The organism is Actinocatenispora comari (genome assembly GCF_017312725.1).
Lineage (GTDB): Bacteria > Actinomycetota > Actinomycetes > Mycobacteriales > Micromonosporaceae > Actinocatenispora > Actinocatenispora comari.
Window position 1 is genome coordinate 46,177 of record NZ_BOPO01000127.1, and the last position, 11,775, is coordinate 57,951.

An 11,775-nucleotide genomic window follows, 5' to 3' on the forward strand; every position below is an offset into this window, starting at 1 on the left:
AAGCCGCATTAGTGATACGGTTCATAAGGATACACGTCTAGTCTCCGCACAGGCAAAAATCGCTCTGGACGCTAGGTCGATGGAAACATATAGCTCTTTTCAGAGCGACCTTCGGGCCCAGTACCTTGCTGATTTGCAGCAGCGGCTGGAGATTGCGCGTCTAGATAGATTCAAGGCGCAGGTATTGAATAATGCCGGCAACTTGCTCTCGTATCGACTCATGCGTAACCCGGATCAGAGATTGACTGACGTAAAGAGCTCTGAGGTAAACGACTTCCTTGAAAAGCTTTCCGAGCATGACTCGTCGCTCTTCTGGGTTCGAATCGCCAAAATCCTAGAAAGTCTGTTGAAGAACCTAACTGCTGGTCAGCGTAACGATCTTCTTCAGACGCTAAGCTTCTTTGCTCGGCGGTATGGAGGGTACGAGGAAGGCGCTGAAGTGGAGAGGCTGAAGCGAGAGTTTCTAGATTAGCGGATCTGGCTCGACTCACTCTGCGGGAAGGCTCTGGCCATTTTCGAGATAGGCGAATTTTTCTTCCATGGCGGCCGAGTGGGCGGTCTGTAGCCGCTGCGATAGCCTCGGTATTGTTAGTTCGGGTACCTCAAGAAGGTTCACATATCGGTAATCAGAGAGTTCATCGGCTTGGAGCTTGATGAATTTGTGCTGTTCCGGTGTTAGGTAGCCGCCGTTGAAGATGAAGAGGATTTTGTCGCCATCTCGCTTCGAGGGGGCCCAGTCGGCGACGAGGAGGCGGCCGATGGTGGGGCGGATGCCGAGTTCTTCTTCGACTTCGCGTACGCAGGCTTCGTAGGGGGTCTCGCCGGGCTCAACGTAGCCGCCTGGGATGTCCCAGTAGTCCTTGTAGGTGGGGCGCACCATCATGATGCGGCCCTCGGCGTCGGTGAAGAGGGCTCCGGCTGCTGCCGCTGCGCGGGTGGGGTTGTGCGGTCCGGGTGTCGTCACGTGGTCGAGGGTATGCGGGCTATTCGGCGACCTGCATCCGGCGGGCGAGGCCGGTGAGTTGGTGGCTCGGTGTGCCTCGGCTGCGGCGTACCCACGTGCGGACCAGGTTGCGGCTGGCGGCGTGGTAGCGGATCTGCTCGGGGGCGAACTGCTCGGCGTTGAGTAGCGCGGCCATGGCGTCGTCGGTGCGGTTCCACGCGTTGTACGCGCGAGCGGTCTCGATGGCGTGCCGTGCGCGGCGCTCGGCCGGGAGGCTGGACGTGTCGACTCCCGGGGCAAGGTCCATGGCCACCTGTACGTCGCCGAGTTCGAGTGCGGCCTGCACACGGTGAATGGCGACGTTGGTGGGACCGAACGCGGTCCAGAGGTGGTTGGCGTCTTGGCCGATGCGGCGGGCTGCCGAGTCTGCTTCGGTGAGGAAGGTCTGCGCCGCGGCTCGGTTGTCGCTGCGGGAGGCGGCGACTGATCCAGTGAGGAACAGGGTTCCGTACACCGACAGGTAGGTCGGGGTGGCCTTGCTGAGGCCGGGTTCGAGGAAGTTGGCGGCGTCTTCGACCAGGCGGACGGCGTCGGCGTAGCGGCCGGTGGCGAGCAGCGTGTGCGTGAGCGATCGGAACAGGGAGCCGAGTACGACGGGGTTGCCGGCGTCCTGGGCGAGGTGGAAGCCGCGTTCGGCGGAGATCCATGCGAGGTCGGTTTCGCCGAGCTTGGTTAACAGGGTCGCGGCGGCCTGGTAGGTGAGGGCGAGCGCCTGGCGGGCCTGGTCGCGGTCGTCGCCGGTCGAATTGCGTACCGCGGTCTGCGCGTCGGACAGCACGGCCGGCAGGCGGTTGACGACGTACCCGAACTGCGACTCCTGGTAAGCGGTCCACAGGTCGTCGACGCTGGACTTCAACACCGGTAGCGCAACCGGCTCGTCCTCGGCGGTCGACAGGAACGGGGACAGCTGGCGGTAGTCGAGCAGCGCCTCGCGCAGTGCGGGGACGGTGCGGGTGCCGCTGTCCGGGGACCACTGCATCATCGTCGGCTCGCCGAGCAGATCGCCGACGCTCACGTCCAGGCAGTCGGCAAGCGACCGCAGTACCGAGAGCCGGTCGAGGTGGATCTTGTTGTTCTCGACCTTGCTCAGCCAGTCCTCGGTACGGCCGACGAGACCGGCCAGCACGCCCTGGGACATGCCGCGACGGCGGCGCTTCCACGCGATGCGCTCGCCGATTGTCAACGTGTCTGGCGCGTCCGGCACGCTCCACCGTCCCGCAAGGCTGTCCGGCAACGACCCCGGAAAAGTATTCCGGGTTGTTCCTGCACAGTGACCATACGTTGCCGCTATGACCGAATCCAATGCCTCACGCGGTACCTGCCAGTCCTGTGGCGGTAGGGGCTGGAAGTACGAACGCCCGATGCGGGCCGTGGTCACCGACCGGCTCGGCTCCGAGCAAGCTTCGACGTGGGCGAAGCGCCCGTGCGCCGTCTGCAACGGGACCGGCTCGGCGACGGACGCGCGATGACTGGCCGGTACTGGACCGATACTCCGGCACCGTTCGGGTCGCGGTCCGACTGGTACCGGGTCCGTCGTGCCGTCGACCTGATGCCGACCGGCGTTGCGGTTGCGACCGTCGTTGCCTACCCGGCCGACGCGATGGTGGCGCTACACATGCCGACCGGGTCCATGGCCCGGCTGTCGGCCGGCGATGCGCTGGGTATCGCGGCGTGCCTGTCCGCGGCGGTCGAAGGAAGCATCCCGGCCGCGAACGGTGACGGCCTGGTGCTCGAAGCCGATCTCGGCGACGGCTGGCACCGGATCTGACATGAGGCTCCCGGCCGGCGGCTCATCAGCAGCGGTCATCGCCGACCGGGTACGGGGCAGGACGGGCGCGGCGACACAGCCCTGTCGTACCCAGGGCGCCGAGGGTGCCCCGCGTCCGTCCTGCTCCCGTGACAAGACCGGCACCGGGCCGGGCGCCGGCATCCCCCGTACGCCACTCCCCTGGCGTACCCAAGCCCGCCCGCCCGGTGCCATCCAACGCCAGGAGACACGGATGGCAGCGCCCGTCGCCTCATTCGTCGCCGTTCGCGGTCAGCGGTCTACCTGAGCCACAAGGCATCCGCGCGGATCGGTGGCTGACCAAGGCGATTACCGATCTCGAAGGAGCCGGGTTATCCGCGCATGGGCCAGTCGGGGCCACACCGTGATCACCCGCCGACGAGTCCTGTCACGTCCGGCGAGGCGAGACGGTCACAGCCTCGGACGGGTTTGTGACGACGACGGATGGTGCCACGAAGCCACGGCGTTGTGTCTGTGCCCGATGGCGGGCCACCTGCCGGGGTGTCGGGGGCGGAGCCCGCCGGTGCGGGGTCTGGGGGCTGCGCCCCCAGGAGGTGTGGCGAGCGATGAAGGCTTGCGCTTTCCGCAAGCACACGTGCCGAATCGCGAGCGGGTGACGGGAATCGAACCCGCACTGTCAGCTTGGGAAGCTGAAGTTCTGCCATTGAACTACACCCGCGTGCTCGCTCGACCGGGTCGAGTGAACCGCTCACACTCTACAGGGCCGAGGCGGGGGCGCCCGGCCCACCCCGGGGGAGGGTGGGCCGGGCGGGGGCGAGGAGTGAGGTCAGTGGTGGGTACGGCGGTGCCGGCCCTGCGGTCCGTCGATGAGGCGGCGGATCGAACCGGTCAGGCCGCGGCGCCCGGGACGCCGGTCCTGGTCGGGACGGTCGGAACGGCGCGGGTCGTCGCCGCTGCGCTGCGGCGGGATGAACGACGCGCCGCCGCCGTCCGCGGCGCGCATGGCGGACGCGAGGAACGCACCGGAGCCCCAACCACCGGCGACACCATCGCCGGCGGCGCCACCGTCGGCCGGGCTGTCGGGCGTGGCGCCGTGGTGCGCGGCGCCGTCCGGGGACGCCGTCGGGTGGCCGGCGGTATCGGCCGACGGCGCGCCGGGGCGGCCGTGGTCGCCGGCGGGGCCCGGGTCGGATCGGACGGTGCGGAACGCGCCGGTCGGGCCGACGGTGACGCCGAGCCAGCGGACCGACATGCTGGACAGGTCGGATCCGCTGCGGGAGTCGAGGTCGACGATCTCGCCGACCAGGGTGATGCCGGCGCCGGTTGCGGATGCGGCGAAGCTGGTCACGGAGCCTCCATGATCGTGGACGGTGCGCCTGGCGCGATGGAACGGTGGGGCGTGGTGGAACCGCGCGGCGCGGTTCGGCTGGGCGGCGCGGTCGGGCCGCACAGTGTGTTGGGTGCATGCCAGACGGTGATGTGGGCGGAACCGGCGCCCGGGCGACCGGGCGTGACGGCTGGGCGGTCGCGGCGACCGACCATCGCGGCATCGATGAGGAACTCGAACAGGCGCCAGTCGACCGTGCCGGCGGCGCGGCCGAGCTGGGCGAGCCGGGCCAGCCGACCGCGGTCTCGAACCGGGATCGCGGTGCCGGCCAGGTATGCCTCGTCGTCGCGGTCGTCGGCCGGGAACGAGTGCAGCGCGTAGCGCCCGTCACGCTCGAGGTCGTGCCGCTTCGGCGAGTCGATCAGGAAGCAGAACAGCCCGTCATCGGTGATCACCGGGCTGACCGGATGGACCCGCGGCCCGCCGTCGCGGCGGACCGTGGCGAGGAAGCCGAAACCCTGCCCGAACTGGTGCACGAGGTCGCGGATGGCCTCGGCCAGCTCGGGTGCCGCATCGGCGAACTCTGCCCAGGTGACCATGGGTCTGATTCTATCGAACATATGTTCGAACAACCACTGTTTTGGCACCCCCGATCGGACGATTCGAGCCGGCCCCGACGCCACACCCGGCGGGGACTCCGCACCGCGGCGAACCCGTGGCGGTCCACCGGCGCACACCGAACGGTGGAACGGCGGTACCGGGTGCGGGGTCGGCCGGCGGTTCGCCGGTGTGGAGATCGCCTGCCGGGCGGCGGTGTGGACGCTGAGATGGCAGAGTCTCGCTGCGACGGGAGCGACGAGTGCGACGAGGAGGAGACCGCGATGCCCGCATTCGGCGACTACCAGAACGAGCTCTACTTCCAGGCGCTGTTCGGCACTCTGCCGGACCTGCCGATGGCGTACGCCGAGCTGGCCGCTCGGGCCGAGCAGGCGCTGCCGTCGTCGGTCTGGTCGTACGTGGCGGGCGGCGCGGGTGACGAGCACACCCAGCGGGCGAACGTCGCCGCGTTCGAGCGGTGGGGGCTGGTGCCGCGGATGTTCGTCGGCGCCGCGCAGCGCGATCTGTCGGTACGGCTGTTCGACCTGGAACTGCCGGCGCCGGTGTTCCTGGCCCCGATCGGCGTGCTCGGGCTGTGCAGCCAGGACGGGCACGGTGACCTGGCGGCGGCGCGGGCCGCGGCGCAGACCGGCGTACCGATGGTCGCGTCGACGTTGAGCGAGGACCCGCTGGAGGACGTGGCCGGCGCGTTGGACGCGACGCCGGGGCTGTTCCAGCTGTACACGCCGACCGACCGGGAGCTCGCCGCGAGCCTGGTGGGCCGGGCCGAGGCCGCCGGGTACCAGGGGATCGTGGTCACGCTGGACACCTGGGTCACCGGCTGGCGGCCGCGCGATCTCGCGACCGGCAACTTCCCGCAGCTGCGCGGGAAGTGCCTGGCCAACTACACGTCCGACCCGGTGTTCCGGCGGCTGCTCGGGCAACCGCCGGAGCAGGACCCGCGGGCCACCGTGCTGAAGTGGGTGCAGCTTTTCGGTAACCCGCTGACCTGGGACGACCTGCCGTGGCTGCGGTCGCTGACCACGTTGCCGCTGGTCGTGAAGGGCATCTGCCACCCGGACGACGCGCGCCGCGCCCTGGACGGCGGCGCCGACGCCATCTACTGCTCCAACCACGGTGGGCGGCAGGCGAACGGCGGGCTGCCGACCCTGGACGTACTGCCGGAGATCGTCGCGGCGAGCGACGGCAAACCGGTGCTGTTCGACTCGGGCATCAGGTCGGGCGCGGACATCGCGAAGGCGCTCGCGTTCGGCGCCACCGCGGTCGGCGTCGGCCGGCCCTACGCGTACGGGCTGGCGTTGCGCGGCACCGCCGGCGCGGTGCACGTGCTGCGCTCGCTGCTCGCCGAGCTGGACCTGATCATGGCGGTCGACGGCTACCCGACCCTCGCCGACCTCACCCCCGACGCCCTCCGCCGCACCGGCTGACGCGGCCGCTGGCGCCCGCCGCTACTCGATCTCCTTGTGTACCGCCTCGATGTTGTTGCCGTCGGGGTCGCTGACGAACGCGCAGTAGGCGCGGTACTCGGGCCAGAAGCGCGGGGCGTGCCGGGAGGTACCGCCGGCCGACACCGCGACGGCATGGAAGGTGTCGACCGCGTCCCGGTCGTCCGCGGCGAACGCGAGGTGCATCCCGCGGGTGGCGTCCCGCGCCCTCTCCGCGGTCTCCAGCGACAGCGACGGCGTGTCCCGCTCCGGATGCCAGTACTCGGCCACCGTCTCGGTCCGGTACCCGGCGACGATGCCGAGCGTCTCCAGCGCGGCGGTGTAGAACCGCTCGCTCGCCTCGAAGTCCGACGCGAACACGCCCAGGTGATGAATGAAGGACGTCGATGCTTCCATGGCGGCGCAGCCTACCGAAGCGCTCCGACACCCACCGATGATCGCGTCCGCGACCACGCCCCGCCGGTCACCACAAGACGCCCGCAACGCCATGACGCGCCCACCGCCACGCGCCGCCCCGCCGGGCACAAGCGCCCCACCGCGGCACAAGCGCCCCGCCGCGGTGCAAGGAACCGCCGGGCACAAGGAACCCGTCGGCACAAGGAACCGCCGGGCACCGGGAGCTTGCCGGGCGCAGCGAGCCCGCCAGGCACAGCGAGCCTGCCGGGCGCAGTGAGTACGCCGGGCACGGGGAGCCCGCGGGGCACAGCGAGCCGGGCACAGCGAGCCCGCACCCGCGACGCCGCTGCCGACGACCCGGCCAGCACGAGGTGCCCGGCACGACGAGGTGCCCGGCACGACGAGGTTCCGCCACCGCGAGGTCCGCCACGGGACGATCGGGCCGCCACTGCTACCCGGTCGTACCGGCGGGGTGCAGTTCGGCCCGGCGGAGGGCGCGGGCGGCGAGGCCGACGGCGGCGGCGACCAGGCAGATCGCGGCGCAGCCGGTGAAGAACACGGCCGGTCCCCACGCGGCGACGGTGAGGCCGACCGCGGGGAACAGGATCGGCGCGAGCCCCAGCGTGCCGAGCGTGGTGACGGCGATGATCCGGCCGAGGTGGCCGGGGTCCGCCTCGGTCTGCACCAGCGCGCTGGTCAGGGTGCTGGTGACGCCGCTGGTCAACCCCATCGACCCGCCCAGCAGTACGGCCAGCGGCAGGCTCGGCGCGAACCCGATCCCGGCCGTACCGGCGGCGGTGGCGAGCAGTGCGCCGGTGGCGACGAGCCCGGCCCGCGGGATCCGGCTGCGCGCCGCGACCAGCAGCGCGGCCGCGGCGCCGCCGACGCTGAAGGCGCTGGCGATCCAGCCCATCCCGGCGGCGCCCCAGCCGCGCTCGTCGGCGAGCAGCACCAGGCCGAGCGCGACCGGGCCGCTGAAGCACATCTCGCTCAGGCCGACGACCACGACGAGCGGCGCCAGTACCCGGTGGCCGCGCAGGTAGCGCAGGCCCTCACCGAGCCCGCGCCAGGCCGGTACCCGGGTGGCGGCCGGGGCCGGGGTGGTGCGCACCGCCAGCAGCAAGACCAGGGAGATCGCGAACAGCGCGCTGGCCGTGCCGAAGGCCGCCGGTGCGTCGCCCGCGGCGAGGACGACGCCGGCCAGCGCCGGGCCGACCGCGTTGCTGAGCCGGATGGACAGCCCGCGCAGGCCCTGCAGCCGGGCGAGCTGACCGGTCGTGGTGATGCGTGGCGGGAGAGCGCCGACGGCCGGCATGAACAGCGCGTCGACCACGCCGAAGACGATCGCGGCGGCGATCAGCAGGCCGATCCCGGGCGAGGTCAGCAGGATGGTCGCGGCGACCGCGCCGATCACCAGGCAGCGGGTGGTGTCGCTGGCGACCGCGATCCGGCGCGGGCCGAACCGGTCGGCGACCACGCCACCGGCGAGCATGAGTACGGCTCGGGGCACCGCACCGCACGCCACCACCAGCCCGACGTACGAGGGGCCGGCGATGCGGGTGGCCGCCCAGGACAGCGCGAGGAAGTAGACCACGTCCCCGGTCACCGACGCGGTGTACGCGGTGAGCCAGCGCAGCACGTTCGGGTCGCGGTGCGCCGGCCGGGCGACCGCCGTCCCGGGAGCTCCGCCGCGGTGGGACTGCTGACGCGCCGCGGCCCCGCTCATGCCGGGTCCGCGTCGAGGGGCACGGTGCCCGGCACCGGGAACGCCTGGACCTGCACCGACACCGGCGCGCCGCCCTCGGTGGCGGGCTCGTCCCGGTACCGGCGGATCACGTCGAACAGCTCGGCGCGCAGCCGGGCCACCTCGGCCGGGGTGAGCGTCAGGGTGAAGTCGCCGTACGTGCTGACGTCGGCCCACTCCCGGGGCAGCAGCGGGACCTCCTGCGCGGCCCGGCGCAGCTGCTCGATCCGGGCCAGCACGAGCGCGTGGGTGTACGAGCGTCCCGCCGCGCGCTGGTCCGCCGGCCCGGCCGACGGGTCGTGGATCGACTGCCGGTGCGCCGCCTTCCACCAGCGGTCTCGCCCGCTGCCGAGCTCCTCGTCCTCGATGATCAGTCCGCCGGCGGCGAGCCGGCGGAGGTGGTAGCTGGCCGCGCCCGGGTTGATGCCCAGCTCGGCGGCGATGCGGGTGGCGGTGGCCGGGCCGCCGTCGCGGAGCAGGTTGAGCACGGTCAGCCGGATCGGGTGGGCCAGCACCCGCAGGGTGGCGGTGTCGAGGCGGATGTCCTGCTCGTCCATGGCCCGACGGTACACCTACAACAGTTGTTTCAAAACATCTGTTGTAGGTTCCAGGGTGGGTTGGGCGTTGCCCGGGCACTGTCGGTACGCTGCGCGAATGCTGCTGTCCGACCGGGATCTGGCCAAGGAGATCGACGGCGACCGGCTGCGCCTCGACCCGTACGATCCGGCGCTGATCCAGCCGTCCAGCATCGACGTGCGACTGGACCGCTGGTTCCGGGTGTTCAACAACTCGCGGTACACGCACATCGACCCCGCCCGCCAGCAGGACGACCTGACCAGCCTGCGCGAGGTGCCGGACGGCGAGCCGTTCGTGCTGCACCCCAACGAGTTCGTACTCGCGTCCACGCTCGAGGTGGTCACGCTGCCGGACGACCTGGCCGGCCGGCTGGAGGGCAAGTCGAGCCTGGGCCGGTTGGGGCTGCTGACGCACTCCACCGCCGGGTTCATCGACCCGGGCTTCTCCGGCCACGTGACGCTGGAGCTGTCCAACGTGGCGAACCTGCCGATCATGCTCTGGCCGGGGATGAAGATCGGCCAGCTGTGCCTGTTCCGGCTCTCCTCGCCCGCCTCCGCGCCGTACGGTTCGGCCGTGTACGGGTCGCGCTACCAGGGCCAGCGCGGCCCGACGCCGAGCCGCTCCTGGCAGAACTGGCGCACCTGGCCCACCAGCTGACCCTTCGACCCCCCAGCCCCAGCCCCAGCCCGAGCCCTGGCCATGACCCTGGCCATGACCCTGGCCATGACCCCGGCCTCGGCCTCGGGTGGCCGTGCCGCTTCCCACCGGCGCCGCGTGCGGGGCGATTTCCGCCGCTTCGGTAGGAGCTGCCGTCACCGGGCGGTGAAAAATTCTTCCCAAACTCCCCCCTTGGACCGGCGGGTGTTGACGTCGGCGCAAGGTCGGACAAGTGTGTCCACAAGCGGTTAGCGTCAGATCAACCGCCATACCCGAAACGACGGGTGACCATCGCCGACGAGGAGATGAGGCTGTGCGACGCATCGTTCGAGCCGCCGCGGTCGCCGCGGCCGGAGTGCTGGGCGCCGGGGCCATGGCCACCGGCGCCGGCGCGCAGGGCAGTACCGGTCCGGCGTCCGGGCCGGGCCAGCGCCAGGCCGAGTTCACCGCGGCGGCGAACCGCTCCGGCGTACCGGCCGACGTGCTGCTCGCCGTGTCCTACCAGGAGACGCGCTGGGAGGCGCACGCCGGCGCGCCGAGCACCTCGGGCGCGTACGGGCCGATGGCGCTCACCGACGTGGCCGCCGCGACCCGCGGCGCGAAGGCCGCCGCGCCGGAGCACAACCAGCGCGGCGACGGCGTGCCCCGGCCGGCGGCGACCCCCGCGGGCGCCGGCGTGGACGGCGCCGCGCAGCACACCGCCCGTACCGCGGCGGCGCTGCTCGGCGTGGACCCGGCGACGGTGCGCGGCGACGAGGCGACGAACATCGACGCCGGCGCCGCGCTGCTCGCCCGCTACGCCCGCGACCTCGGCCACGGCAGCCTGCCGGGCAGCGTGGACGGCTGGTACGGCGCGGTCGCGAAGTACGCGCAGGCGTCCACCCAGCAGGGCGCGCAGAGCTTCGCCGACGCGGTGTACGGCACGATCGCGGCCGGCGCGCACGCCACCACCGCGGACGGCCAGCGGATCACCCTGACCGCCCGGAAGGTGACGCCGAAGCGGGCCGAGGCGGCGAGTCTGGGCCTGCCGAAGCCGGCGAGCAGCGAGCGGCCGGAGTGCCCGCGCGGGCTCGACTGCGACTTCGTCCCGGCCGCGTACCAGCTCGACGGCGACGGGTCGGACCCCGGCAACTACGGCAACTACGACCTCGCCGACCGGCCGAAGCAGGTGAAGATCGACACGATCGTCCTGCACGACACCGAGGAGACCTATTCCGACACGCTCGACACGTTCACCAACCCGGCGAGCTACGTGTCCGCGCACTACGTGGTGCGGTCCGGCGACGGGCACGTGACGCAGATGGTGCCGACCAAGGACGTGGCCTGGCAGGCCGGCAACTGGTACATCAACTCGCACTCGATCGGCATCGAGCAGGAGGGGTTCGCGGTCGCGGGCGCCACCTGGTTCACCGAGCCGCTGTACCACTCGACCGCCCGGCTGGTGCGCTACCTCGCCGCGCGGTACGGGGTGCCGCTGGACCGGCAGCACATCCTCGGCCACGACAACGTGCCGGGCATCAACGCCGCCGGCATCCCGGGCATGCACTGGGATCCGGGCCCGTTCTGGGACTGGAACCACTTCATGAACCTGGTCGGCCGGCCGACGATCCCGCTGCCGGGACGGCACGTCGTCACGATCAACCCGCGGTTCGCGGCGAACGAGCAGCAGGTGCGCGACTGCGAGCAGAACACGCCGGTGGCGAAGCAGGCCAGCTCGTTCGTCTGGCTGCGTACCGGGCCCAGCGACGACGCGCCGCTGTTCGACGACCCGGGGCTCGACCCGAAGCAGACCGGCGGCACGGACTGCGCCGCCGACTGGGGTGACAAGGCCAGCGCCGGCCAGCAGTACGTGGTGGCCGGCCGCGACGGCAGGTGGATCGCGATCTGGTACGACGGGGCGAAGGTCTGGTTCGACGGCACCCGCGCGGTCTCGCCGACCCGGGCTCTGGTGGTCCGGCCGAAGCCGGGCAAGGACAGCATCCCCACCTACGGCGTCGCCTACCCGGAGAAGTCCGCCTACCCGGCCGAGATCCCGCCGGCGAGCGTCACCCCGCTCACCTACACCATCCACTCCGGACAGTCCTATGTGTACGGAGGTCGGGCGGTCACCGACTACTACTACGCGAAGACGATCGACGACAGCATCCCGGGCGATCACACCGACGTGCACGGGCACGACCGGTACCTGCGCATCCAGCTGGGGCACCGGATCGCGTTCGTGAACGCCGACGACGTGGTCGTCGTCCCCGCCTGATTTCGGCC

The 11,775-nt window shown here is 71.3% G+C and carries 12 protein-coding genes and 1 tRNA gene; 5 read left to right on the forward strand and 8 right to left on the reverse strand.

The window, feature by feature from the left end; genetic code table 11:
• Positions 1-79 precede the first annotated feature (79 nt).
• Positions 80-472, forward strand: a complete 393-nt coding sequence (locus tag NUM_RS30640) for a hypothetical protein (protein WP_207128395.1) — start codon at positions 80-82, stop codon at positions 470-472.
• Positions 473-487: 15 nt separating this feature from the next.
• Here the strand turns inward: NUM_RS30640 and NUM_RS30645 are convergent, their stop codons facing one another.
• Positions 488-964, reverse strand: a complete 477-nt coding sequence (locus NUM_RS30645; protein ID WP_225918953.1) for an NUDIX domain-containing protein — start codon at positions 962-964, stop codon at positions 488-490.
• Positions 965-983: 19 nt separating this feature from the next.
• Positions 984-2,381 (reverse strand): helix-turn-helix domain-containing protein, encoded by a 1,398-nt coding sequence (locus NUM_RS30650; RefSeq protein WP_225918954.1) that lies wholly within the window; start codon positions 2,379-2,381, stop codon positions 984-986.
• Positions 2,382-2,468: 87 nt separating this feature from the next.
• On the opposite strand from NUM_RS30650, the gene NUM_RS30655 reads away from it, so the two are divergent.
• On the forward strand, positions 2,469-2,771 hold the full coding sequence (locus NUM_RS30655) for a hypothetical protein (protein WP_207128396.1): 303 nt from the start codon (positions 2,469-2,471) through the stop codon (positions 2,769-2,771).
• A gap of 626 nt (positions 2,772-3,397) precedes the next feature.
• On the opposite strand, the gene NUM_RS30660 is transcribed toward NUM_RS30655, so the two are convergent.
• The 3 genes from NUM_RS30660 to NUM_RS30670 form a co-directional block, all read right to left on the reverse strand.
• A tRNA-Gly gene (locus NUM_RS30660) sits at positions 3,398-3,468 on the reverse strand.
• Between the two features lie 108 nt (positions 3,469-3,576).
• Positions 3,577-4,098, reverse strand: a complete 522-nt coding sequence (locus NUM_RS30665) for a hypothetical protein (RefSeq protein ID WP_207128397.1) — start codon at positions 4,096-4,098, stop codon at positions 3,577-3,579.
• Positions 4,095-4,676 carry a pyridoxamine 5'-phosphate oxidase family protein gene (locus tag NUM_RS30670; RefSeq protein WP_207128455.1) on the reverse strand — a complete coding sequence of 194 codons (582 nt, stop codon included), beginning with the start codon at positions 4,674-4,676 and terminating at the stop codon, positions 4,095-4,097. The genes NUM_RS30665 and NUM_RS30670 overlap by 4 nt, the downstream gene beginning before the upstream one ends.
• 228 nt (positions 4,677-4,904) lie before the next feature.
• Between NUM_RS30670 and NUM_RS30675 the strand changes: the two genes are divergently transcribed.
• Positions 4,905-6,122, forward strand: coding sequence for an alpha-hydroxy-acid oxidizing protein (locus NUM_RS30675; RefSeq protein ID WP_225918955.1), 1,218 nt, complete (start codon positions 4,905-4,907; stop codon positions 6,120-6,122).
• Between the two features lie 21 nt (positions 6,123-6,143).
• Here the strand turns inward: NUM_RS30675 and NUM_RS30680 are convergent, their stop codons facing one another.
• The 3 genes from NUM_RS30680 to NUM_RS30690 form a co-directional block, all read right to left on the reverse strand.
• The gene (locus tag NUM_RS30680) at positions 6,144-6,536 is read right to left on the reverse strand and encodes a VOC family protein (RefSeq protein WP_207128398.1); all 393 of its coding nucleotides are present in this window, start codon (positions 6,534-6,536) and stop codon (positions 6,144-6,146) included.
• Positions 6,537-6,987: 451 nt separating this feature from the next.
• Complete coding sequence (locus tag NUM_RS30685; protein ID WP_207128399.1) at positions 6,988-8,262, reverse strand: MFS transporter; 1,275 nt, start codon at positions 8,260-8,262, stop codon at positions 6,988-6,990.
• On the reverse strand, positions 8,259-8,837 hold the full coding sequence (locus NUM_RS30690; RefSeq protein ID WP_207128400.1) for an ArsR/SmtB family transcription factor: 579 nt from the start codon (positions 8,835-8,837) through the stop codon (positions 8,259-8,261). The genes NUM_RS30685 and NUM_RS30690 overlap by 4 nt, the downstream gene beginning before the upstream one ends.
• Before the next feature lie 97 nt (positions 8,838-8,934).
• Between NUM_RS30690 and dcd the strand changes: the two genes are divergently transcribed.
• Positions 8,935-9,513 (forward strand): dCTP deaminase, encoded by a 579-nt coding sequence (gene dcd / locus NUM_RS30695; protein ID WP_207128401.1) that lies wholly within the window; start codon positions 8,935-8,937, stop codon positions 9,511-9,513.
• A gap of 313 nt (positions 9,514-9,826) precedes the next feature.
• Positions 9,827-11,767, forward strand: a complete 1,941-nt coding sequence (locus NUM_RS30700; protein WP_225918956.1) for an N-acetylmuramoyl-L-alanine amidase — start codon at positions 9,827-9,829, stop codon at positions 11,765-11,767.
• The last annotated feature ends 8 nt before the right edge of the window (positions 11,768-11,775 follow it).

Coding starts and splice junctions, on each gene's coding strand:
- NUM_RS30640 (WP_207128395.1), top strand. CDS start 80: ATGGAAACATATAGCTCTTTTCAGAGCGACCTTCGGGCCCAGTACCTT.
- NUM_RS30655 (WP_207128396.1), top strand. CDS start 2,469: ATGACTGGCCGGTACTGGACCGATACTCCGGCACCGTTCGGGTCGCGG.
- NUM_RS30670 (WP_207128455.1), bottom strand. CDS start 4,676: ATGGTCACCTGGGCAGAGTTCGCCGATGCGGCACCCGAGCTGGCCGAG.
- NUM_RS30675 (WP_225918955.1), top strand. CDS start 4,905: ATGGCAGAGTCTCGCTGCGACGGGAGCGACGAGTGCGACGAGGAGGAG.
- NUM_RS30680 (WP_207128398.1), bottom strand. CDS start 6,536: ATGGAAGCATCGACGTCCTTCATTCATCACCTGGGCGTGTTCGCGTCG.
- NUM_RS30685 (WP_207128399.1), bottom strand. CDS start 8,262: ATGAGCGGGGCCGCGGCGCGTCAGCAGTCCCACCGCGGCGGAGCTCCC.
- NUM_RS30690 (WP_207128400.1), bottom strand. CDS start 8,837: ATGGACGAGCAGGACATCCGCCTCGACACCGCCACCCTGCGGGTGCTG.
- dcd (WP_207128401.1), top strand. CDS start 8,935: ATGCTGCTGTCCGACCGGGATCTGGCCAAGGAGATCGACGGCGACCGG.